We start from the raw sequence: 23,737 nt of genomic DNA, 5'->3' as shown, positions 1-23,737 counted from the left end.
GCAAGCCCTCAGGCGCAAAAAAGACTGCGCGGGTCGCCCCGGCCTATGGCGCTCGGCCATGACCTCATTAGAATGGTGCGTCTGATCAGCAACGACCAATGCCGGCTTGCCGGTACTTACAACAAAAAACAGGTCTGGTCTCAAATGCCTCTACCCTCGACGTTCTTCGGGGTGACGGCCAAGCAACTCGTGGTTCTTGTGACCGTGGGATGCGTGGCGGCTTACCTCTTCAACGACCCCACGGAACACCCATCCGAAGGCCTTGCACTTGAAACGTTCATCCGTTCCCAGGAAAAAGTGAACGAGCAGGTCGGCACTGTGTTGGCGGTTACCTTGATCAAGCAAGTGGAGGCGTACCCCGCGTCCAACCGGTCGGGCTACAAGCGCTCGATGTACGCGGTGGAGGGGGAGAGAGGGCAACTGGTGGTGACGCTCAAACAAAGTGAGCAGGGCATCGAAGTGACGCAGATCCGCAGTCCTTGATGGCCCCGGCCCAGTCAACGCCATCGATGGCCAGGACTGAGCGGGTGTACAAACGGGGAGCCTTATGATGCCAGGGTAGTTTTCGATTCGCGGACGAGAATGGTCCCCGACTGGATCAGTTTGAATTCATCGCCTTCCAGTTTCTCTACACGGTCGCCAATGGCCAGCTTGTAGGTGGTGGTGGGCGTCGAGCCAGCCAGGTCGCCTTGCGCCGGGTTGGATTCCTGGAACTCATGCACCGAATATACGCGGCCTTCCGCGTCTCTGGCATGGAACTGTCCGACTAGTACTGCTGCCATCTGTTTAGAACCTCTGGAGATAAACGCTCGATTTGCGGTTCTGTAGACCGTCAGGGAGCGGGGTAGTTTACCTATAAGAAAAAAATACTATTCGCTGATATTTTCAGACACTTCCTACGCAGGTTACTGCAAGGAAAACGCCCCGGTAATCATCGAAACCCTCTGGTGAACACGCCGCTAAGCCTTTATAACTACAAGCTCCTTTATTCAGAAGTCGGGAAACCTCAATGAGCAAGGTCTACACGATTGCCGTCCTGGTGGGCAGCTTGAGAAAAGCGTCGATCAACCGCAAGGTCGCCCTGGCCTTGGCCGAGCTGGCGCCTGCCAATCTCAAGTTGAACATTGTTGAAATCGGCGACTTGCCGCTCTACAACGAGGACATCGACGGTGCAACACCGCCCGCAGCCTACAGTACTTTCCGCCAACAGGTGAGTTCATCCGACGCGGTGCTGTTCGTGACCCCGGAATACAACCGCTCCGTACCGGCAGCGTTGAAGAACGCTATCGACGTAGGTTCTCGTCCATATGGGCAAAGCGCCTGGAGCGGCAAGCCTGGTGCGATCATCAGTGTGTCGCCGGGTGCCATTGGTGGTTTCGGCGCCAATCATCACCTGCGCCAGTCACTGGTGTTCCTGGATGTGTGGTGCATGCAGCAGCCGGAAGCTTACCTGGGTGGGGCGGGCAGTGTGTTCGATGAGGCGGGCAAGGTGTCGGAAAAGACCAAACCATTCTTGCAAGCATTTATCGATGCCTACGGCAAATGGGTAGAAAAACAGAAGGCTTGATCGGGCAATGCGCTCAGGTGTGGGAGGAGCAAGCCCCTCCCACCTTTTCGTTTAACGCAGCCAGTTGGTCCGGGCCAGTTCAATCACCTCATCCCCGCGCCCACTCATCACCGCTTTGAGCATATACAAGCTGAACCCTTTGGCCTGTTCCAGCTTGATACTTGGCGGCATCACCAGTTCCTGAGTGGCGGTCACCACGTCTACCAGCACCGGGCCATCATGGGCCAATGCGCGGCGCAAAGCCGGCTCGAGGTCTTCGGATTGCTCCACACGAATCCCCAGGATGCCCATGGCATTGGACATGGCCGCGAAGTCCGGGTTTTTCAACTCGGTACCAGTGTCCAGGTACCCGGCAGCCTTCATTTCCATGGCCACAAACCCCAGGGACGAGTTATTGAACACAATGAGTTTGACCGGCAGATTCAACTGCGCCAGTGAAATGAAATCCCCCATCAACATGGTAAACCCGCCATCGCCCGACATTGAAATCACCTGGCGCCCAGGGAATGCCGCCTGGGCGCCGATGGCCTGGGGCATGGCGTTGGCCATAGAGCCATGATTGAACGAGCCGATCAGCCGGCGTCTGCCATTCATCTTCAAATAACGCGCCGCCCACACCGTGGGTGAGCCGACGTCGGCGGTGAAGATCGCATCATCGTCGGCCAGCTCGCTGAGCAAGCGTGCGACGTACTGGGGGTGGATCGGTCGATTCGCCTTGGAGGGTTGCGCCAAGTCATCCAGCCCCTGACGGGCCTTCTCGTAGTGCTTCAACGAGGTCTCAAGAAAGCTGCGATCGGTCTTGCGGGTCAGGCGCGGCAGCAGGGCATCGATGGTCTCCCTGACATCGGCGGCGATGCCCAGATCCAGCGTGGCGCGTCGTCCCAGGGCTTGCGGGTCGCGATCAACCTGAATGATCTTGGCATCGGTGGGGTAGAACTGGCGGTAGGGGAAGTCGGTGCCGAGCATGATCAAAGTGTCGCAGTCGAGCATGGCGTGGTAACCGGAACTGAAACCGATCAGGCCGGTCATGCCCACGTCAAACGGGTTATCCCACTCCACATGTTCCTTGCCGCGCAACGCGTGCACCACCGGCGCGCCGAGCGCATCGGCCAGCGCTACGACTTGGTCGTGGGCACCGGCACAGCCGCTGCCGCACAGCAGGGTGACCTTTTCACTGCCCTGAAGGATCTCGCTGAGGCGTTGCAAGTCCTGCTCAGCCGGTAAGGTGCGCGGTGCGTGCAGAGCTGGCCAGGGCTTGAGTTTATCTTCCACTTCAAGCAACGACACATCCCCCGGAATCACCACCACCGCTACGCCGCGGTTGAGGATTGCCGAGCGCATGGCACGGTGCAGTACCTGGGGCATCTGCTCGGGGTTGCTCACCAGCTCGATGAAATGGCTGCACTCCTTGAACAGTTCCTGGGGATGGGTTTCCTGGAAATAGTTGAGGCCGATCTCCGACGACGGAATTTGCGCAGCAATCGCCAGCACCGGCACATGGTTGCGATGGCAGTCGAACAAACCATTGATCAAATGCAGGTTGCCCGGCCCGCAACTGCCGGCACACACCGTCAACTCCCCCGTGGCGGCGGCTTCGGCACCGGCGGCAAAGGCGGCGACTTCTTCGTGGCGCACATGCATCCACTCGATACTGTCCATGCTGCGCAGTGCGTCGGTCAGGCCATTGAGACTGTCACCGGTCAGGCCCCAGATGCGCTTGATACCCGCCTGTTCAAGGGTGGTCGCCAGTTGCTGGGCCAGGTTGATTTTCGCCATAAGGAACTCCAGTCGTCAGTGAGGTTAAAAACTGCTGATCAGTAGAGGACAGTTCGATTACAGCGAATGCTCACCCTATAGTGTGAAGATTGCTTCATGGCCACGCGGTATTGGCGGGGGCGCCGGGGGGTGAACCACTGGTCACGTACCAGCGCAATGCACGGGGCGACGTTGGCCTTGGTCTGCCCACCCAAATTTGCAGAGCCAAGCAGAACCAAATGTGGGAGGGGGCTTGCTCCCGATAGCGGTGGATCAGGCAACGAATCTGTTGACTGGTACTCCGTTATCGGGGGCAAGCCCCCTCCCACATTTTGATACTCAGCGTCGACGGAACAGCGGCAGCGGCTCGTCAGTGGCCGCCTGATAGGTCACCGAGAAATCCTTGAGGCTTTCCAGCGCTTCGTACGGGTCTTTGTCGGCGCGCAAGGCGAAGGCATCGAACCCGCAGCGGTGCAGGTAGAACAACTGGTCACGCAGCACATCGCCAATCGCCCGCAGTTCGCCCTTGTAGCCATAACGGTCACGTAGCAGGCGGGCGTTCGAGTAGTTGCGGCCATCGGTGAACGCCGGGAAGTTCAGGGCGATGACCTGGAAGTGTTCCACGTCGTCACCGATTTCCTCGGCTTCTTCATCGGCGTCCAGCCACACGCCCAGGCCGCCATCACGGGCCTTGAGCGCATGGCCGTGTTCGCGCCACAGGGCCAGCGGCACGATCAGGTCGTCGCAGTTGGAGATGCCGTCGAAGCTCGCGTCCTTGGGCAGCAGGTGCCAGGTTTCGTCGACGACTTCGTTGTTCTTAATGATTCGCTGCATAGACGCGCTCCTTGAACAGGTCGATGCCAATGCGCTGGTAGGTGTCGATGAAACGTTCATCTTCGGTGCGCTGTTCGATGTAGACGTCGATCAGCTTGCCGATCACCTCGGGCATGGCTTCCTGGGCGAAGGATGGGCCAAGGATCTTGCCCAGGCTCGCATCGCGGCTGGCGCTGCCACCCAGGGACACTTGGTAGAATTCTTCGCCTTTCTTGTCCACGCCCAGGATGCCGATGTGGCCGACGTGGTGGTGACCACAGGCGTTCATGCAACCGGAGATGTTCAGGTCCAGCTCGCCGATGTCGAACAGGTAGTCCAGGTCGTCGAAACGGCGCTGGATGGATTCGGCAATCGGGATCGACTTGGCGTTGGCCAGGGAGCAGAAGTCGCCGCCCGGGCAGCAGATGATGTCGGTCAACAGGCCAATGTTCGGCGTGGCAAAACCGCCTTCGCGCAACTCGCCCCACAGGGTGAACAGTTGGCTCTGCTCGACGTCCGCAAGAATGATGTTCTGCTCGTGGGAGGTACGCAGTTGGCCAAAGCTGTAGCGCTCGGCCAGGTCGGCAACGGCGTCCAGCTGCTTGTCGGTGATATCGCCTGGGGCAACGCCGGTGGGCTTGAGCGACAGGGTCACCGCCACATAGCCTGGCTTCTTGTGCGCCAGGGTGTTGCGCGTGCGCCAGCGGGCGAAACCTGGGTGTTGCTGGTCAAGGGCGGCCAGTTCGGCGTCCTGGTTGCTCAGGGCTTTATATTCAGGATCGACAAAATGCTTGGCGACGCGGTGCACTTCGGCTTCGGTCAGGGTGGTCTGGCCGCCGCGCAGGTGTTCCATTTCGGCATCGACTTTCTGGGCAAACACCTCAGGGGTCAGCGCTTTGACCAGGATCTTGATCCGGGCTTTGTACTTGTTGTCACGACGGCCGTAGCGGTTGTAGACCCGCAGGATGGCGTCGAGGTAACTCAGCAGGTCCTGCCACGGCAGGAACTCGTTGATGAACGCGCCGACCACCGGGGTACGGCCCAATCCACCACCCACCAGCACGCGGAAACCCAGCTCACCGGCAGCGTTGTACACCGGCTCCAGGCCGATATCGTGCACTTCGATGGCGGCGCGGTCCGAGGTCGAGCCATTGATGGCGATCTTGAACTTGCGCGGCAGGTAGGCGAACTCAGGGTGGAAGGTAGTCCACTGGCGCACGATCTCGCACCACGGCCGTGGGTCGATCAACTCGTCGGCAGCGACGCCGGCAAACTGATCGGTGGTCACGTTGCGCAGGCAGTTACCGCTGGTCTGAATGGCGTGCATTTGCACAGTGGCCAGTTCAGCCAGGATGTCCGGCACGTCTTCCAGGGCCGGCCAGTTGAACTGCACATTCTGGCGGGTACTGATGTGGGCATAGCCTTTGTCGAAGTCGCGGGCAATCCTGGCCATCATTCGCGTCTGGCGCGAAGTCAGCTGGCCATAGGGCACGGCGACCCGCAGCATCGGCGCAAAGCGCTGAACATAAAGGCCATTTTGCAGGCGCAGAGGGCGGAACTCTTCTTCGCTCAGTTCACCTGCTAAGTAGCGTCGGGTCTGATCACGGAACTGCTTGACGCGGTCCTCGATGATGCGCTGATCGTATTCGTCGTATACGTACATATAGGTCCTGTTCTCGGCAAATCTGCGCGCACGGCCGCGCACTCCCAACGGAGCCGGCGCACGATACCAGTTTGCGTATATGCGCAAAAGTGATGTTTGGGTATATGTAAATAACCAAACTGACTAATGAGAACTGTTATCGCCATACCCACATTTGTCATAGGGGCAACTCTGGTCTTTACTGTGGTCGAGTCTTAGTGCCGTCACCTATAAAACTGACAAGAGGCGATGCAATGAGCAATTCCACCAAAGTCCGTAAACCTGACAGTACCGTGGATGCTTGGGCCATTCTGTTCCTGATCATCTTGGTGGTCGGGACGGCCGTGTTCTGGGTCAGCCACCAGTAAAAGAGCGTTGACTGAGCCTCGATTTGCTGTCGCATTGCCACTATTATGGCGATCAATATTCCAGGCTCGAAACAACCATGTTGAAGGTTCTGATTACGTGTATGTGGTTAGCAGGATCGACGTACGGGGCGATGGCCCGGGCGGCGTCGGTGGTTTTTCTTAACCCAGGCTCGTCCACGGAAACCTTTTGGGTCAGTTATGCGCAATTCATGCAGGCCGCCGCCAAGGACCTCGGCCTGGATTTGCGCGTGCGCTATTCCGAGCGGAACGCCGATAACACCCTGGCACAAGCCCGTGAGACGCTGCAGGGCAGTCAGCGGCCCGACTATCTGGTGCTGGTCAATGAGCAATATGTAGCCCCGCCGATCTTGCGCATGGCCCGGGGCAGTGGGGTCAAGCTACTGATTGTGAATAACGCACTGACCAGCGATCAGGTGCAATTGCTGGATGCCCATAAAGACGCTGAGTGGATCGGCAGCCTGGTGGCCGACGATGAGCAGGCCGGTTACCTGATGCTCATCGACCTGCTAGGCAACCATGCCCCGCTCGCGCCAGGGGCATCCCTTGAGCTGTTGGCGTTTTCCGGAGCCAAGAACACCCCGGCTGCGCAGTTGCGTGAAAAAGGTTTGCGCCGTGCGTTGGCCGAGCACCCCCAAGTGCGTCTGCGTCAGCTTGTCTACGGTGAGTGGAACCGCCAGCGTGCCTTTGAGCAGGCCACACTGTTATTCAAACGCTACCCGCAGGCCGCATTGGTGTGGTCGGCCAATGATGAAATGGCACTGGGTGCCATGCAGGCCCTGCAAGACAGCGGGCGGGTGCCGGGTAAAGACGTGTTGTTCAGTGCGCTCAATAGCTCGCCAGAAATCCTCAGGGCACGCTTGGATGGGCGCCTGAGTACCTTGGTGGCAGGGCACTTCACTTTGGGCGGATGGGCGATGGTGTTGATCAATGACCATGCCAAGGGTATCGATATCGGCGCGACCGGCACGCGCGACCGTCAACAAGCATTGTTCCAACTGATCGATGCCGACCAGGCGCGACAGTTGCAGGCGTCGACGCCGTCGGTGGATTTTCGCGCACTGTCGGCCGTAGGCAAGCCGGCATCCTACCGGTACCCGTTCAGCCTGCAATTACTGCTGCGTTAAACCCCGGCCAAGTGCAGCACAAGCTTGACGATGCCGAACAACGTCAAGGCAAATACCGCCGTGAAAAGCAGGCCCAGGATCACAAAGTGGCTGGGCTTGCCGTGGGTAAAGTCACGGGTGCGGTTCTTGCCGCTCTGAACACCAAAGGCCGCTGCCAGGACGCTGTGGAGCATTTGCCAGAAGGTTGGCGGCTTGTTGTTGGCTGGATCGTTCATAAAACCCTCGTGCGCAAGGCTGTCCTACAGAGCATAGACAATTGGGCAGCACGCGGCTGGCTTGTATCAGCCCTCTGAACCCTGCTTCTTGATCGTTCCCACGAGTGGAAACGATCAAGAACGACCGTACACCTCCAGGTGCAGGAACAGCTTCTGATCAAGCGGCGCATCGATCCGTGCGTCATCCAGATAGATCACGACGCGGTTATTGGCCTTGTCCCGCTCCATCAGTTCTTTGCGCGTAAACAGGCGTTCTGCTGGGGTCTTCAGGTGGCCGTAATTAGGCGGTGAGACGGGAGAGTCGACGGAGGTGTAATGGAAGTGCGCGTACCACAGGTTAGCTTCCTCCCACTTTATTCCTGGTTTGATTTTACGTTTGTCACGTATGACATATTCGGTGAGAAAGTCACCGGCCTTCAGTGGAATACGTTTTTTTTTCTTCACCAGGTTGATATCAACAAAACCATGTGTGTGTAAATAATCGACCTTGTAGGCTTTGGGGCGCTGTAACAGATACCCTTCGGCGCACACCTTGTGAGCCTGTTTAGAGGCAGCTTTTGCCGCGTCATCGTAGCGCTTGCGCAGGGCAGCGGCTTCTTCGCCAGTCGCGCTCTCAAGCTCCTTGGCCAATGCTGAAAATTTTGCCGCATGTTGACTCAGCATCTCCTCCCAATCCCTGGGGTTGACTGTCTCGCGTTGACTGGGCTCCTGGAGTTTGCGCTGTTGGAAGCTAATACGTTCATTGATACTGGTTCGCTCGTTTTCGATGGTTTGTGCATCCGCTTTGATTCTTTTCAATGAGCGAACCACAGGCGCGGGCGTTTTTGCCGGCACACTCTCGGGCTTGACGATTTTCCAAACGCCTTCGCTGGGATGTTCGTGGTAAGAGGCGATGATTGCGCCGGTGAGTGGGTCGGCAATGTCGACATAATTGCCCGGTTCATTGGGCTGGTGCGTACGCATGTCGCCCACCAGACTCTTCTTGTCTGCGGTTTTGATCACCCGCCGGGTGGTGGATTTTTGTCGTTTGGTTTTGTCGAGAGCCGGCCTGGGGGCAATCTTTTCTTCAACGAGGATCAAGTTGGCCAGTTGCGCCTCAAGGCTTGAACGTGCCTCACCCAGGTGTTCCAGGTACGACACGCGATAAGCCTCCCGCACGAAACCGGAGTTCATTTCGTACAACGACTTAACGGCATTCTCCAGTTGCTCATAGCGCTCAAGGGCACCCTTGAGGACATTGATTTGCTCCACCGTCGAGTAGCCTGAGGTGGTGCGCATTTCTGTATGTGCGAGCACAATGCTGACGATTTGGGGGTCGTGGAGTACACGGATGAACGGAAACTCCATCACCCCCATTGGGCGATGGGTTCGATTGAACACCAAATCAGTGAACACTAGCAGTGCATGCTGTTTGATCGCCACTGAGGAGATGTTTTGATCGGAAGGGTCTCCTTCCAACAGTAATGGGCGCAGTGCAGGGTCGGCTTGCTTGAGGAAGGTCTCGATCTGTTCTGCCGGCTCGATCATTTGATTGAGGGCCGCTACTTGGCGCTTTTTGGTGTTGATGTACTCATCGTAGGCATGGGTGATGTTTTCCGGTAATTCTCGATTGGCGCGCTCACCGAGCTCGTCGGAGTTTTCGCCGTTGTCGCTTACCAGAGTGTCGGCCATTTTTTGCGCCAGACACGCAAAGACCGAACTCCAGTAGCTATAGATGATTCTTGTGGCCTTATCTCGTGTTTGCCTGCGTGTGGAATCTGTGCGGTCGGCTTGCATCAGTTCATCGGCCTTGGCTTCGATTCGTTGCATCACAGGGATCAATGTCCGGCCGTTTTGTTGGTAGTTGTCGAGTGCTGTTTCCCACTGGGCCCTGGCATGTGCTGTATCGACTCGCCTGGCCGCGTGGCGCCTGGCGACCTGGGCGTGGAGCTGCGGGATGCTGGCTGAGGTGCCGAGGAGTAGCCAGTCCTTTCTCAGAAGTGTTGCCTGGTCGGCCAGATTGGCGCGGGTCGTATTCAAGATGGACTCCAACACCGCGGTAGAGATCACTTCTGAATTCATCTCTATCAAGAGCGCGTCAAATTCTTGTTTTAACGTGCGAATACGCTGGTCACGCTTTGACTTCCACCCACTCAAGCTGTCCCTGGGCATGCCACCCTCCAGCCTGGCACGCCGGTCCAGCCGCCAATGCCCTTGGCCATCGCTGACCAGCTTGAAGCCGGGATGCTGGGGATGGTCCGGATGCACCAGGTAGACCTCGTTGAAACCCGGCACCACGTTCGCCTGAAACAACAACCCGCCGATGCTGGCGTGCCACTTGCCGTCAATCCAGTACAGCCCTTTGAGAACACCGTGTGTTAGAGGGGAGGGTAGCGGAGTGGGCCACGGAACTTGCACATCGAGCAGCGCCTTGAGCAACTTCGCGCCGGCTTGAGGGCTGGCAATCGAGTGACCGAAGTCCAGGGCCGTGTGGCCGGTCGCCGGTGGTTCACCGGGCAGCGATACTGGGCCATGGCGCACTATGGGCGCTTCTTGCGCAGCGGGCAGGCCCACCGGGCGTCGCCACGTTTCCAGGTGCAGGGCATGCTCCTGCGCGGAGGGCTCCGACAACGGCTGTCGAGACCGATCGGAAGGGGCAGTGGCGTGCAGCAGCACCATGGCGGTGTTGAGCAAAAGATCGATCAGGGCCAGCTCACGGGTGGTGGGATCGTTGCTGTCCAGGCCGGCCAGATCCTGCTCCAGGCTGCTGACCAGCACCATGAACCAACCAGCCAGCATGGCCGGGCCCTGTACCAGCGGTAACAGTAGGGTATTGAACAGCAACCACGCGCCTTCCATCACGACGGCCCAGCGGCTTTCGTGGTTGGACACCGACTCGCGGTCCGCCAGGTCGACCAAGGCCCGTGCCGTGCTGCCGAACAGATGATTGAGCAGTTGACCGTTGACTTGCGATTGCAGCCATTCGCCCGCGCCTTCATCGACGGCGAGCGTCGCAGGTGCTGGCTTTTCAGGGATGCTGAATTCATCCCCGGGCAGGAAACGAATGATGTGCGGTTCCTTGATGCCGCCATGGTCATAGATGGGGCGGGCCGTGTCGCTCAGCCACGCCAGCACCGTGTCTTGCAACGCACCGGGCGCGGCCAGTGCGTCGAGCAAGGCCTGGCGGGTCGGGTATTCATGCAGGGCCTCGGCATACAGCGGCTGGTACAGCAGGTGCGGGCCGACACTCGTATCACGCGGCTCGATAATGAACGCGTTGTTGACTTCATCCGGTGCGGCCCCGTGCTTGCGGCACAGGGCCAATGGGCGCAGAACAATCTCCTGTTCGTCGACGATTCGGTCCGAGGGCATTTCACCCATCAACGCTTTGACGTAGCGATAACCGGTGACGGTGACGCCATGCTGCCCGCGAATCTTGTATTCCAGTGCCTGCATCGGCAGCTTGACCTTGAGTTCGCGGGTAAACAGGGTTTCCCGGCGGCGCGCGTCAACCGTGTCGGACAACAAGGTGTCTTTGACTGTTTGTGGATAGGTGGCGCCGATATCGACACGCTGGATCAGCCCGGTACTGCCCAGCAGGTAGTCTTCGTCCAGCCAGGTCGGCAGCGCCTGGGAGCCTTTGGCTGAGAGCGTCAGTGTGCCTTTAGGTTTGCCGGCCAGGTTCTTCAGCGCCAACTCCGTCAGCGACATGCGCACATGCTCGATAATACCGGCGCCGCCTGGATAACCGGCGGCCACGGCAAAGTCCAGCACCACTTCGTCAGGGTCGCAGTCGCCATGATCGGCTTGCATCTGCTTGCGCAGCGCGGCGCGGCTGAAACCGTAGATGTTTTCAATGCCCTCGTTGAACGAGCGGCCCTGGTTGCGTTGCAGCACCTGCGCCATGTCCTGTACGTGGCGATGGTAGGCAAAACGGTCGGTGGCGCTGGCCTGGGCGAGCCATGGCGGCAGTTGCTCATTGACCTTTTGCAAGGTCGGCTCAGCGGCTGTCGGCACCTGGGTAAACAGCAGCGCCGGATCGGTGAGTTTTTCCAGGCGTCGTTCAAGCGTTCTTTCGTCCTGGCCCTGAAATTTCAACGTCGCCAGGTCTTCCAGTTGCTGATTGAGGATCAGGCCGGCCTGTTGCTCGAACACATTGCCGTCCGGTTCGTTGCGCCGCCACGTAAGGCTGTCGAACTGGAAGCGCGCCTGCATCCTGGCTCCCCAGGCAACACCGAAGTCATCGAGGCCGTCAAACGCCTGGGTATCCCCGGCCACGCTGTACAGCAGCACCTGCTTGTCGCGCACCAGCAGCAGGTCGGGGGTTAGCAGGCTGACCTGTTCGCCGGCATGGGTGAATGTGTTCTCAATCAAATAAACATAGGTGGCGGGTGAGGATTGGGGCAGGCGCGCGGCTTGCACCGGCCAGGTAGCGACGACCCTGAGCATGTCCCGCTGGGTCGGGTTCAAGCTCGATTGGCTGGCGGCTATTGCCGTCATCCGGCCGTTGAGAAATTCGCCCAGCCACTGCCAACGGCTGCTGCCATGGCTGTCGGTTTCGCTCCAGTAGTCGGCCAGCGCAGCCTGGAAATACAGGTGAATCGATTCGGGCAGTTCATCAATGATGCTTGCGATTGCCTGCATGTCGATCAGCGGCGTGGCATCAGGCTTGAGGATCGTGGGGATCTGTTGCGTCAAGTAGTACGCCAGCTCGCGTTTTGGCTGCAGGTCGAGCAGCTGTGGGTTGAGCACATGGGCGATGGCAACTTCCATCAACGACCGGTAGGTGTACACCCCATCGGGGTGCGGGATGGCCAGCTTGACGGTAGCCAAGTCCAGCTTGAGCGACGGATAGCGCTCCAGGATACGGTCGCGCAGGGCATTGAACACCACGGAATACAAGGCCGGGCGCGTAGCGAAATGCGCATGGATGGCCTGGGCGGGCAGTTGGCTCAGGGTCGTGGGGGTGCTCGGGGTGGGCATGATGAAATCCTTTTACCTGTTTGAGAGAAGCGACAGGAAATCGAATGTGGTGACCCCGCAGGCGGTACAGGAATACCACTGCCGGCGCCCCGCCCCGAACGCGCACGACGTCATATATGCACCGCCTGGCCTAGCGGGCGCCGTGATGTGCTGTCAGTCCATTTCAAAGGAGTGACACGATGGACTCTTCATCCCAGCTTTCTTCGCCGGGCGTGCCAACCAACGACGTACCTGAGCCGGTGAAAAAGCTCAACGCCACCCAAAGCCTGCACGGTGACTTCCTGGAGCGCAGCAGTCCTGATTGGCTGATCAGCGCGACGCCGGCCCGCAAGCAGGCGCTCAAGGACGCCAGCACGGTCATGCCAGCGTGGCTCGCGAACGCCACGCCTGAGCAACGCAATGAGGTGACCGGCCGTTTTCTTGCCAACCTCACCACCCAGACGCAACTGGACAAGACGATGGCCTCCTTCCAGGGCATCGACGACTTCGCCCGGCCCTTGCTGCTCACAGCCCTGAAGGATCAGTACCGACTGGACCTCGATGTCGACAAAACCCTGTTGTGCCTGCGCCGCCCGCTGGCGGTGGGGATTGCCGAAGTCGAGGCGGGGGATTTCGAGTTTTTGAAACTGCCCCTGCTGGAAGCGGCCTTGCACAACTTTGAGGCCTACGAGTGCAAGGAGGGCGCTTACCACAAGACCTCCGGGTTCATGCAAGCCACCGGCACCTCCGGCACCTACCACTCGGTGGCGATCAACCTGAAGGTCAGCCAGTTTTTGACGCTGTGTCGAAACCTCAATATCGGCGCCAAATACCAGGCCTACCTGCAATCATTTTTCTACCCCGAAGACGCCAGCGCGCAAGTCACCCTACGTGACCAGTTCATCGCCAATCAGAAGGCCGCCGTCAGGGCCGCCGCCGAGCAGGCACTGTTGACCGGCGATATCGAGCCGGCCGATCACCGCATGCTGCTGTCGGTGATCGAGGGTGAAATTCATCCCTGGATGGGCGACAAGCAGGTCTGGTTCAGGACCCTGGGCCTGATGCGGCTGCGGATGACCGGCTGCATGGTGTTCTCGATCTGCAAGAAATACAGCTATCCGGACGAGCTGATCATCTATGTGCCCCAGGACCCTGAGCATCCGCTCAAGCGCTACCGCTGGCGGCAAATGCAGGCTGAATTCAAGCGCCTGTTCACCGCCCGCGACCCGGCCAAGGCCAATGATCCCTCGCCGACGCCGTACCAGCAGTTTTTCAGCCGCTTCGTGCCCTACGACAAGCGGCCCTACTACTTCAGCCAGTTCACCCAGAAAGCCGCCGACTCACCCACCGACATCTGGCGCTCACCGTGGAAGAAATTGCTGGATTTCACCACGCCGCACTTCATCACCGGCATCAAGGAGTTGCCGCCCGAGGCGCCTGCCAAGCTTGAACCCAACCCCGACCCTTTCCTTGATCCCTCAACGCGCACGCGGCGCGGTAAAGGGATCTGGGCGGCGAACATCGACCCTTGGCAGTACTTCTACGAGCAACACCGCGAGCAGGTAATCGCAGATGCACGGGCCCATGCCGTGCCCACCGCGGACGTGGATGCCAAGGCCCGTGACGCCAAACTGGCGCACCTGCTGGAAATCGGCATGCTGGGGTTGAACATGGTGTCGATGTTCGTACCGGTGCTGGGCGAGGTCATGATGGGGGTGATGGCCGGGCAGTTGCTCTATGAAACCCTGGAAGGTGCGATTGAATGGGGCGAAGGTGACCGCCAGGCGGCCAAGGCGCACTTGATTGACGTGGCCGATAACCTGGCACAGATCGCCGTGATGGCCGGTGTGGGGGCGGGCGTCAGTCGCTGGCGAGCGGCCAAGGCCGAGCCGGTGATCGAGGCACTGAGCGAGGTTAAGCGGCCCGATGGCCAGGTACGCTTGTGGAAGCCGAGCCTGAGTGGTTATGAACACCCCGTGACCCTGGACCGCGCCGCCTACCCCAACGCCCAAGGGCAGTATGTGAAAGAGGGCAGGACCTATATCCGCCAAGGCCCTCAGGTTTACGAGCAATACTTTGACGAGTCAATTCAGAAGTGGCGGATCAAGCACCCCTCCGACCCCCAGGCCTACCAACCGGTGCTTGAGCACAACGGTCACGGCGCCTGGCGGCATACCCTGGAGCGCCCGCTGGAGTGGGATCGGTTGACGCTGTTGCGGCGCATGGGGCATCAAACCGAGGTATTCACTGACCAGGAGTTGCTCAAGATCGCCGATGTCAGCGGCGTCAGCGACAACACGCTGCGCAAGATGCATATGGACCATACGCTTGCGCCGCCCGAGCTGATTGATACGCTGCGCCTGTTCAAGGCGGATGCAGATGTGTCACGGGTGATCGAGCAACTAGAGGGTACCCGTGATATTGATGACCTGTACCTGTATGCGCTGCCGTTGATCGTTGAAATGCCCGGTTGGCCGCGAGGGCGCGTACTGGAAGTGTTCGAGGGGGCCGGTACCTTCGGCCGGTCGGTCAAGTATGGTGCTCACCGCTCGTTTAAAGGAGGGCGCGCAGCGCTGCCGATCAAGGTGGGGCGCAGCGATATTCTCGGCGGCGAAGTGCCTGCGCGGATTCTATTGGCGTTGGACGATTCAGAGCGGGTGCAGTTGCTCGGCACCGACGGCCCAGGCAGCCTCGACGCGCGCAAGGCGAGGTTCAACCAGCGACTGGCCGACTATGCGCGCCAGCGCAGGCCGGCGATTTTCGACAGTATCTACGGCGGCACCGAGCCGCTGGACAAGCGTATCAGCCTGCTGCAGCACACCTGCCCGGGGCTCAGCAAGGCGGCAGCGCAAACGGTGCTCGACCACGCCCGTGTCGATGAGCTTGAACGGCTAGCCGCCATCGCGCGCGTACCCTTGAACATGCTCGAGGAAGCTCGCTGGTATGCGCGACAAGGACGGTTGGCCCGAGCCTACGCCGGGCTGCGTAGCGAGACGATTGCCGCGGCCGACAGCCGACGGCTGGCGCTGCATGCCCTTCAAACGCTGCCGGGCTGGCCGGATACGTTGCGCCTGGAAGTGCGCAGCACCCACACGCGTGGCACGCTGATCGACAGCATTGGTGCATCCACCGCGGCGCAGAAAAAATACTTGGTCAAGCACGGCCCCAGCTACCAGGCGTTCGATGAGCGGGGCGAAGCACTCAACAGTCTGGCACCGGAGGGCGACAACTTTTTCGCCTCGCTGATGCATGCCTTGCCCGATGAGGCGCGCCAGAGCCTGGGAGTGCCGCAGGTCAGCCAACACGCCGTGTTGCAACGCAAACTGATCGAGCAAGCCGATGCGCATCGTCTGGAGGCCTCGGCGTGGCTGGAGCCGAAAGTGCCCAGGTTCAAGCCGCCGGTGCGCATCAACGACACACTGATAGGTTATCAGGCCAGTGGGCGGGGGCCGAGTGTGAGCCCGCTGCTGGCTCATCAGGTGCGCATAATCTATCCGGATTTGGATGAGGTGCAGATCAATGCGTTTTTCCTTGAGCTGGTACGGGCGGGGAACGATGGCCGAGCAATCGTCAGCAGGTTGAAAGCACTGTTTGAAGAGCGCCAGGCGCTGCATGACGCGCTCAATCATTGGGTCAATCGCTCGTCGGTAGCCAATCGTCAGAGCAATTTCCTCGCCGGGGAAGCGCTCAAGCGTAGCTGGGGCCGTTCTTGGTTGGCCGGGAAAGTGCCGAGTGCCGATGCCTTGGCGTTGACCCTCAATGAACCGTTGCCTTCATTGACGGCGAACTTTTCATACGTGCGTGAACTATCTGTTCTCGGTACGGCCCTGCATGACACCAATATCGATGGGTTTCTGAGCCAGTTTCCCTCTCTCGAAAAACTGACCTTGCGGCCGCCCTATTTCCCAACCGTAGAAACCACGGATGCCAGCCCGAAGTTGACCCGCGTGCCCCAGGTGTTGGCACAGTTCACAGGGCTCAAACATTTGGCAGTCAGCTTCGATGCACATCAGTTGACCGCGCAGTTATCGTCGCAATTGACGGCACTGGCCGGCCTTGAACACCTGGAGCTCGGTTATTTCGCCTACGACGGCCACGTCCTCAACGGCCTGGATTTAAGCCCCTTGCAACGCTTGAAACGCTTGAAGATCGTGGCGCCCAACGTGCCAATGCAATGGCCCGCCTATGTGCAGAAACTGCCGCTTCTGGAGCGACTGGATCTGGCCCAGACCGCCATTGCCACGTTGCCTGCCGAGCTCTATAGCGGGTACGAGCGGTTATGGAGCGGGTTATCGCTGGACTGGTCGACGTTCAGCTATGAAGACTTCAAGCCAGCCTATGAGCACGTCAGGAATTATGCGGGGTCGTTCGGGCCACACCTGGCGAACCTGGACGAAATGGTCAGAGGCTTTGCGCGCGGAGAACTGAGCCTGCTGATGGGCGAGGTCCCTGTCGGCCGTCGAATGACGGACGTGGTCATGGGCCTGTGGAACACACCACAAACGCGGATGAACGCCGTGCAAGCGCTGCGTGAAGAACACCTCGGCATTTTCAAGCCGTTCTACGAACCCTCTTTGGTCCCCGTACTCCGGGTGCGCTGGAGGGACGGGCAGAATGCAAGCATCCTGGCGTTGCTGAAGAAAAGCTGGCGCGGGGCGGTATGCCAACGCTATGGCCTGCCGACCGATATCGATATTTCGATGTTTGAACTGCCGGATCCAAAGATGTCGCCGACCAATCCCCTGGTCGCTGAAAAAATCCGCGAATTGCCAGTGTTGCCGGCCGGTACCTTTTCGCATGTCAAAACGTTAAAGGTGAATTGGCTGGAGGATGTGCCGCCTGATCAGCTCAGTGGTTTCATCCAGGCGTTCGCCGGAACGCAAAGCCTTGAACTGCGCTTCAGTCGCCTCACTGAGGTACCGATCAGTGCGGACATCCTGCCGGAATTGACACACCTGGACTTGTCCGACAACCAGATCGCAGTGACCCCGGCAGTACAGGCTCAATTCAATGGGTTGAACAGGCTGCAAGTGCTGAGCCTGCAATACAACCGGCTGGGCACCCTCGACGTCAGCGCACTGACCCGCCTGACGGCGCTGAACCTGCGCGAATCGATGCTACGGGAATGGCCGCAAGGCGCTGAACACCTCGCGCAATTGGCTTGCCTGGACTTACGTGACAATCAGTTGACGAGCCTTGCACCGCTTGCGATTGATGATTCAGATGTGTTGATGCGCACTGAGTTGGCAGGCAACCCGTTGAGCGTCGAAGGCACGACGGTACTCAATGCAGCGCGGCGTCGGGTCGAGACGACCAAAGGATTGCCTGAGGGAGCGTTGAGTCGGTTTGCGCTGGATCAGGAACCCCTGGTGTTTCCCCCGAAGCACACCGCAGGTTCGGTAGCGCACTATTTGCTGCCCTTGCCATCGGGTAGTGGACACTTTGAGGGGGTTCCGGAAAATGCGATAAGGGCGTTAAGCCCGCTCTTGACGCAAGAGCAAGCCATGGCCAGGGTCAGGCAACTGCGCGAGACGGGGCTGAGCGACCTGCAAATAGATACGCAGGTCGCTCGGTGGTATCAGATCCACGACGTGCTGACGCGTGAGTTGAATGGTTGGTTGTTTACCCGCGAGGCGCGCGCTTTTGGCGACAGTCTCGACAGTCTGAAGCGAGTAACCCCCGCGCAGGCGATCCGCGAATCCTGGGTTCGGGCTGTGGTAGAAGGGCGCCCGGCTGGCGAGGTCGAGACGTTGAGCTTGCAGGCGACCCAACCTGGTGATTTTCCCGCGCTCTCCGTGCCGTTTACCCATGTGCGCAGCCTCAATCTGACGGGGGTCAAGCTCACTGCGCAAGGCAGCAACGGGTTTTTAGCCGCCTTTGGCCCATTGAACCGGTTGATACTCAGTGGTAATGAGCTGACAGCACTGCCCGAAGCCGTTCAACGCATGGAGCAGCTTGAGCGTCTGGAACTGGCCTACAACGCCTTCACGCAAGCGCCGTCGTTGCCTGCTCGATTGCGCAGTGAGCGCTTGCGTTGGTTGGACTTGAATCATAACAACCTGCAGGCCTTTGATATGCGGGACTTCAGTCGCCTGGAGACATTGGACGTGAGCTACAACGACATCGCAAGCTGGCCCGAGGGTGCGTTGGAGTCGCAGCACCTGACCCGGCTGAACCTGAGCGGCAATGCGCTGGTGTCCTTCCCGCAGTCTTTACTCGAAGGCGCGCACGACGGCTTGGTGTCAGGTACGGACCTGTCCGATAACCATAACCTGACCGCGCAAGCCCTTGAACAAATGCGCAATTACGCCGAGGCGCATGAGGCCAATGAGGTCATGGGCTTTTCGCGAGCAGAACTCGACCGCGCCCATCGTCGCAATTATGGCGGGTCCGACACTGAGTCGGACCCGGACTCCGACTCCGATGCTGATTCGGGCTCTGGTTCTGACGACGATGATAGTGATTCGGACGCCGGCTACCTGCCGGCTGAGAGCATTGAAAACCCGCTGCAAAATACCGCGCAGCCGGCACTTGACCCCTGGTTGGCCGATACGTCCGCGGAGTTGGCGACGCAACGAACAGCGCTGTGGAATCAACTGGCACAGGCGCAGGATCATGATCGGTTTTTCCACCTCATTTCGCTGTTGCGCCTGACCTCGGAATTCAACCTCAATCGTCCAAGCCTCACGCAACGGGTATGGGGCGTTATCGCGGGGGCCGCAGAAAATGCCGAGTTGCGCGGTACCCTGTTCATCGAAGCCGAAACCCATGGCACCTGTATCGATGGCCGCATCCTCACGTTCAGTGAGATGGAAGTGCGGGTGTTCGAATACCGCGCCTTGCGCGATATCCCACAGCAGCGGCTCGACCTCAGGGGCCGGGCGCTGCTGAACCTGTCGCGGCAGTTGTTTCGGTTGAGCAGGGCCGATCAACTCGCAGAAGCCGCCGCGGTGGGCATGGACCGGGCCGAGGTGCGCTTGAGTTACCGGATCGGCTTGACCCGCGGCTGGCTCGACGGCCTGGAGCTGCCTGGACAGCCGACCTACATGGCGTTCGCAAACCCGATCAATGCCGAGCTACAGGCACAGTTACGCGCACAAATCCTGGCAACTGAAAGTACCGATGCGTTTGTCGAAAGCCTGATTCAACGTGAGTACTGGTTGCGTTATCTGGATGAGCGTTACGCCGAACAGTTCGAGGCCCTTGAGGACGAACTGGCCCGCCGTTATGAAGCCTTGGAGGACGCACACAGCGATCGGGGCGATGCCCAGAGCATGGCGCGCTATGAGCAAGCCATAGGCCAGTTGGAGATCGAACGGGCCGCCGCCCGTACTCAGAAACGCATGGAGCTGTCCCGGGCGGAGATACAACGGTTATCGGGCATGGAACCTGCCACGCCCGCTCCGTCGTCACCCCAGCCCGGTCCGTCCTGGCGTCCCTGAAGCGGCAATTTAAGAGCGCCGCACCGGGTGGTCGGGGTTTAACCTCAGTTGTCATACCCCAGGTTCGGCGCCAGCCAGCGCTCCGTCACGCTGAGGTCCTGGCCTTTGCGCGCGGTGTAGCTGGCGACCTGGTCCTTGTCGACCTTACCCACGGCAAAGTACTGCGCCTGCGGGTGGGCGAAGTACCAGCCGCTGACTGCTGCTGCGGGGAACATCGCATAGTGCTCGGTGAGGAACACCCCGCTGCGCCCGGCGTGCATTTCACGGGCCTCGGGGTCCAGCAGTTGGAACAGCTGGGCTTTCTCGGTGTGATCCGGGCACGCCGGGTAGCCGGGGGCAGGGCGGATGCCGCTGTACTGCTCCTTGATCAGCGCCTCGTTGTCCAGTTGTTCATCCTTGGCATAGCCCCAGTGTTCTTTGCGCACTTGCTGGTGCAGCCATTCGGCGCAGGCTTCGGCCAGGCGGTCGGCGAGGGCCTTGACCATGATCGAGTTGTAGTCGTCGCCAGCGTCCTGGTAAGCCTTGGCCACTTCCTCGGCACCGATGCCGGCGGTGGTGATGAAACCACCGACGTAGTCGGTCACGCCGCTGTCCTTGGGCGCGACGAAGTCGGCCAGGGAAAAATTCGGCTTGCCGTCGGTCTTGATGATTTGTTGGCGCAGGTGATGCAGTTTGGCGATGGGCTGGCCGTCGTCGCCGTAGACTTCCAGGTCATCGTCCTGCACCTGATTGGTCGGCCAGAAACCGAACACCGCGCGGGCGCTGATGAGTTTCTCGTCGATCAGCTTCTTGAGCATTTCCTGGGCATCGGCGTACAGCGCAGTGGCGGCTTCACCGACCACCTCGTCTTCGAGGATGCGCGGGAACTTGCCGGCCAGGTCCCAGGAGATAAAGAACGGCGTCCAGTCGATGTACTCGGCCAGGACGTTGAGGTCGATATTGTCCAGCACCTTGGCGCCGGTAAAGGTCGGTTTGACCGGGGTGTAGCTGCTCCAGTCGAACTGCGGCTTCTTGGCGATGGCCGCCGGGTAGCTCAGGCGTTCGGTACGCGCACTGCGGTTGGAGGTGCGTTCACGCACGTCGATGTATTCCAGGCGGGTTTTCTCGACGAAACCGGCCTTCAGTTCCTTGGACAGCAACTGCGTGGCCACACCCACGGCGCGCGAGGCGTCGGTCACGTAGATCACGGCGTCATTGCTGTACTTGGGCTCGATTTTCACTGCCGTGTGCGCCTTGGAGGTGGTCGCGCCACCGATCATCAACGGCAGGTGGAAGTCCTGGCGCTGCATCTCGCGGGCCACATGCACCATTTCATCCAGGGACGGCGTGATCAGGCCGGACAGGCCGATGATGTCGCACTTCTGCTCCTTGGCCACCTGCAGGATCTTCTCGGCAGGCACCATTACACCCAAATCCACGATGTCATAGCCGTTGCACCCGAGCACCACGCCGACGATGTTCTTGCCGATGTCATGCACGTCGCCTTTGACCGTGGCCATCAGGATCTTGCCCTTGGCCTCCGGCTTGTCGCCTTTTTCCAGCTCGATAAACGGGATCAAGTGGGCCACGGCCTGCTTCATTACGCGGGCGGATTTCACCACCTGGGGCAGGAACATTTTGCCGGCGCCGAACAGGTCGCCGACGATGTTCATGCCGGACATCAGCGGGCCTTCGATCACTTCGATCGGACGTGCGAACGACAGGCGCGACTCTTCGGTGTCTTCGACGATATGCGTGGTGATGCCCTTGACCAGCGCATGTTCCAGACGCTTGTTGACGTCCCAGCCACGCCATTCCTCGGTCTCGGCTTCCTTGACGCTGCCGTCGCCTTTGTACTTGTCGGCAATCGCCAGCAGGGCGTCGGTGCCTTCCGGCGTGCGGTTAAGCACCACGTCTTCCACGGCGTCACGCAGCTCGGCCGGGATCTGGTCGTAGATCTCCAACTGGCCGGCGTTGACGATACCCATGGTCAGGCCGTTGCGGATCGCATACAGCAGGAACACCGAGTGGATCGCCTCACGCACCGGGTTGTTGCCGCGGAACGAGAATGACACGTTGGATACGCCGCCGGAGGTCAGCGCATACGGCAGTTCGTCGCGGATATAGGCACAGGCGTTGATGAAATCGACGGCGTAGTTGTTGTGCTCCTCGATACCGGTGGCGACGGCGAAGATGTTCGGGTCGAAGATGATGTCTTCCGGCGGGAAGCCGACTTCATTCACCAGAATGTCGTAGGAGCGTTTGCAGATCTCTTTTTTGCGCGCTTCGGTGTCGGCCTGCCCGGCTTCGTCGAAGGCCATCACCACCACCGCAGCGCCGTAACGCTTGCACAGTTTGGCGTGATGAATGAACTGCTCGACGCCTTCCTTCATGCTGATGGAGTTGACGATGCCCTTGCCCTGGATGCATTTGAGGCCGGCCTCGATCACTTCCCACTTGGAGGAGTCGATCATGATCGGCACACGGGATATGTCCGGCTCTCCGGCAATCAGATTGAGGAAGGTGACCATGGCCTTCTTCGAATCCAACATGCCTTCATCCATGTTGATGTCGATCACCTGGGCGCCGGCTTCCACCTGCTGCAGGGCGACTTCCAGGGCTTCGGTGTAGTTGTCTTCGCGGATCAGCCGAGCGAACTTGGCCGAGCCGGTAATGTTGGTACGCTCGCCGACGTTGACGAACAACGAGCTGCGATCGATGGTGAACGGCTCCAGGCCGGACAGGCGACAGGCCTTGGGAATGTCCGGGATCGGGCGGGGCGCATAACCGGCCACGGCCTTGGCAATGGCTTCGATATGGCCCGGTGTGGTGCCGCAGCAGCCGCCGACGATATTCAGGAAACCGCTCTGGGCGAACTCTTCGATGACCTTGGCGGTTTGTGACGGCAGTTCGTCGTATTCGCCGAATTCGTTGGGCAGGCCGGCGTTGGGGTGCGCCGAAACGTGGGTGTTGGCTTTGTTCGACAGCTCTTCCAGGTAGGGGCGCAGTTCGCTGGCGCCGAGGGCGCAGTTGAGGCCGACCGAAATCGGCTTGGCGTGAGCCACGGAGTTCCAGAACGCTTCGGTGGTCTGGCCCGACAGGGTACGGCCGGAGGCATCGGTGATGGTGCCGGAGATCATGATCGGCAGTTCGATATTCAGTTCTTCAAACACGCCTTGCACGGCGAAGATCGCCGCCTTGGCGTTGAGGGTATCGAAGATGGTTTCGATCAGGATCAGGTCGGCACCGCCTTCGATCAGACCTTTGGTGGCCTCGGTGTAGTTTTCCACCAGTTCGTCGAAAGTCACGTTGCGGTAGCCGGGGTTGTTCACGTCCGGGGACAGCGAGCAAGTACGGCTGGTCGGGCCCAGTACACCGGCGACAAAACGCGGCTTGGCCGGGTTCTCATGGGTTTTGGCGTCGGCCACCTTGCGCGCCAGGCGGGCGCCTTCCACGTTCAGTTCATAGGCCAGCTCTTCCATGCCGTAGTCGGCCATGGAGATCCGCGTGGCGTTGAAGGTGTTGGTTTCAAGGATGTCGGCGCCGGCGTCCAGGTAGGCCTTCTCGATTCCGCCGATCACGTCGGGGCGAGTGAGGACCAGCAGGTCGTTGTTGCCCTTCACGTCGCTTGGCCAGTCGGCGAAGCGTTTGCCTCGGTAGTCCTGCTCCTCAAGCTTATAGCTCTGGATCATCGTGCCCATGCCACCGTCGAGGATCAGGATACGGTCCTTGAGGGCTTGGTGAAGGGCTTGCAGGCGAGCGCTACGATCGGACATGGGACTACTCTGGTCAGGCATTACGGAGGGCGTGGATCATAGCAAACCTGTGCCGATTTGGAGTATGTCAGGGTTCTGCATGAATATCGCTCAT

11 protein-coding genes are annotated in these 23,737 nt (G+C 59.8%); 4 read left to right on the top strand and 7 right to left on the bottom strand.

Going from position 1 to position 23,737, the window contains the following annotated elements; genetic code table 11:
* Positions 1-144 precede the first annotated feature (144 nt).
* Positions 145-483 (top strand): hypothetical protein, encoded by a 339-nt coding sequence (locus E4P00_RS00150; RefSeq protein ID WP_032880976.1) that lies wholly within the window; start codon positions 145-147, stop codon positions 481-483.
* A gap of 62 nt (positions 484-545) precedes the next feature.
* Here the strand turns inward: E4P00_RS00150 and E4P00_RS00145 are convergent, their stop codons facing one another.
* Positions 546-782: a hypothetical protein gene (locus E4P00_RS00145; protein WP_032875971.1), complete on the bottom strand. Its 237-nt coding sequence runs from the start codon at positions 780-782 to the stop codon at positions 546-548.
* A gap of 227 nt (positions 783-1,009) precedes the next feature.
* Here E4P00_RS00145 and E4P00_RS00140 point away from each other — a divergent pair, with 227 nt between their 5' ends.
* Positions 1,010-1,567: an NAD(P)H-dependent oxidoreductase gene (locus E4P00_RS00140; protein ID WP_005788734.1), complete on the top strand. Its 558-nt coding sequence runs from the start codon at positions 1,010-1,012 to the stop codon at positions 1,565-1,567.
* Between the two features lie 51 nt (positions 1,568-1,618).
* On the opposite strand, the gene poxB is transcribed toward E4P00_RS00140, so the two are convergent.
* From poxB to E4P00_RS00125, 3 genes are all read right to left on the bottom strand, one after another.
* A complete protein-coding gene (gene poxB, locus E4P00_RS00135) occupies positions 1,619-3,343 on the bottom strand; it encodes a ubiquinone-dependent pyruvate dehydrogenase (RefSeq protein ID WP_248130466.1) in 1,725 nt (574 codons plus the stop codon).
* A 318-nt stretch (positions 3,344-3,661) separates the two neighbouring features.
* Positions 3,662-4,156 carry a DUF934 domain-containing protein gene (locus E4P00_RS00130; protein WP_005788729.1) on the bottom strand — a complete coding sequence of 165 codons (495 nt, stop codon included), beginning with the start codon at positions 4,154-4,156 and terminating at the stop codon, positions 3,662-3,664.
* A complete protein-coding gene (locus tag E4P00_RS00125; protein WP_032875965.1) occupies positions 4,140-5,798 on the bottom strand; it encodes a nitrite/sulfite reductase in 1,659 nt (552 codons plus the stop codon). Before E4P00_RS00125 ends, E4P00_RS00130 begins: the two co-directional genes overlap by 17 nt.
* A 424-nt stretch (positions 5,799-6,222) precedes the next feature.
* On the opposite strand from E4P00_RS00125, the gene E4P00_RS00120 reads away from it, so the two are divergent.
* The gene (locus E4P00_RS00120) at positions 6,223-7,290 is read left to right on the top strand and encodes an ABC transporter substrate-binding protein (RefSeq protein WP_216091543.1); all 1,068 of its coding nucleotides are present in this window, start codon (positions 6,223-6,225) and stop codon (positions 7,288-7,290) included.
* On the opposite strand, the gene E4P00_RS00115 is transcribed toward E4P00_RS00120, so the two are convergent.
* Positions 7,287-7,505: a DUF2970 domain-containing protein gene (locus tag E4P00_RS00115; RefSeq protein WP_032875959.1), complete on the bottom strand. Its 219-nt coding sequence runs from the start codon at positions 7,503-7,505 to the stop codon at positions 7,287-7,289. The two genes, E4P00_RS00120 and E4P00_RS00115, sit on opposite strands and share 4 nt — an antisense overlap.
* Before the next feature lie 114 nt (positions 7,506-7,619).
* A complete protein-coding gene (locus E4P00_RS00110; protein ID WP_248130465.1) occupies positions 7,620-12,467 on the bottom strand; it encodes a DUF6543 domain-containing protein in 4,848 nt (1,615 codons plus the stop codon).
* A gap of 179 nt (positions 12,468-12,646) precedes the next feature.
* Between E4P00_RS00110 and E4P00_RS00105 the strand changes: the two genes are divergently transcribed.
* Positions 12,647-19,888: an NEL-type E3 ubiquitin ligase domain-containing protein gene (locus E4P00_RS00105; RefSeq protein WP_248130464.1), complete on the top strand. Its 7,242-nt coding sequence runs from the start codon at positions 12,647-12,649 to the stop codon at positions 19,886-19,888.
* A gap of 44 nt (positions 19,889-19,932) precedes the next feature.
* Here the strand turns inward: E4P00_RS00105 and metH are convergent, their stop codons facing one another.
* Positions 19,933-23,643 (bottom strand): methionine synthase, encoded by a 3,711-nt coding sequence (gene metH / locus E4P00_RS00100; RefSeq protein WP_248130463.1) that lies wholly within the window; start codon positions 23,641-23,643, stop codon positions 19,933-19,935.
* Positions 23,644-23,737: the final 94 nt, after the last annotated feature.

This window comes from Pseudomonas sp. B329, assembly GCF_023127835.1.
Classification (GTDB): Bacteria; Pseudomonadota; Gammaproteobacteria; order Pseudomonadales; family Pseudomonadaceae; genus Aquipseudomonas; species Aquipseudomonas synxantha_A.
The sequence above is the reverse complement of the archived record's forward strand: the minus strand, read 5'-3'. Positions and strand labels throughout refer to the sequence as shown.

Coding starts and splice junctions, on each gene's coding strand:
- E4P00_RS00150 (WP_032880976.1), top strand. CDS start 145: ATGCCTCTACCCTCGACGTTCTTCGGGGTGACGGCCAAGCAACTCGTG.
- E4P00_RS00145 (WP_032875971.1), bottom strand. CDS start 782: ATGGCAGCAGTACTAGTCGGACAGTTCCATGCCAGAGACGCGGAAGGC.
- E4P00_RS00140 (WP_005788734.1), top strand. CDS start 1,010: ATGAGCAAGGTCTACACGATTGCCGTCCTGGTGGGCAGCTTGAGAAAA.
- poxB (WP_248130466.1), bottom strand. CDS start 3,343: ATGGCGAAAATCAACCTGGCCCAGCAACTGGCGACCACCCTTGAACAG.
- E4P00_RS00130 (WP_005788729.1), bottom strand. CDS start 4,156: ATGCAGCGAATCATTAAGAACAACGAAGTCGTCGACGAAACCTGGCAC.
- E4P00_RS00125 (WP_032875965.1), bottom strand. CDS start 5,798: ATGTACGTATACGACGAATACGATCAGCGCATCATCGAGGACCGCGTC.
- E4P00_RS00120 (WP_216091543.1), top strand. CDS start 6,223: ATGTTGAAGGTTCTGATTACGTGTATGTGGTTAGCAGGATCGACGTAC.
- E4P00_RS00115 (WP_032875959.1), bottom strand. CDS start 7,505: ATGAACGATCCAGCCAACAACAAGCCGCCAACCTTCTGGCAAATGCTC.
- E4P00_RS00110 (WP_248130465.1), bottom strand. CDS start 12,467: ATGCCCACCCCGAGCACCCCCACGACCCTGAGCCAACTGCCCGCCCAG.
- E4P00_RS00105 (WP_248130464.1), top strand. CDS start 12,647: ATGGACTCTTCATCCCAGCTTTCTTCGCCGGGCGTGCCAACCAACGAC.
- metH (WP_248130463.1), bottom strand. CDS start 23,643: ATGTCCGATCGTAGCGCTCGCCTGCAAGCCCTTCACCAAGCCCTCAAG.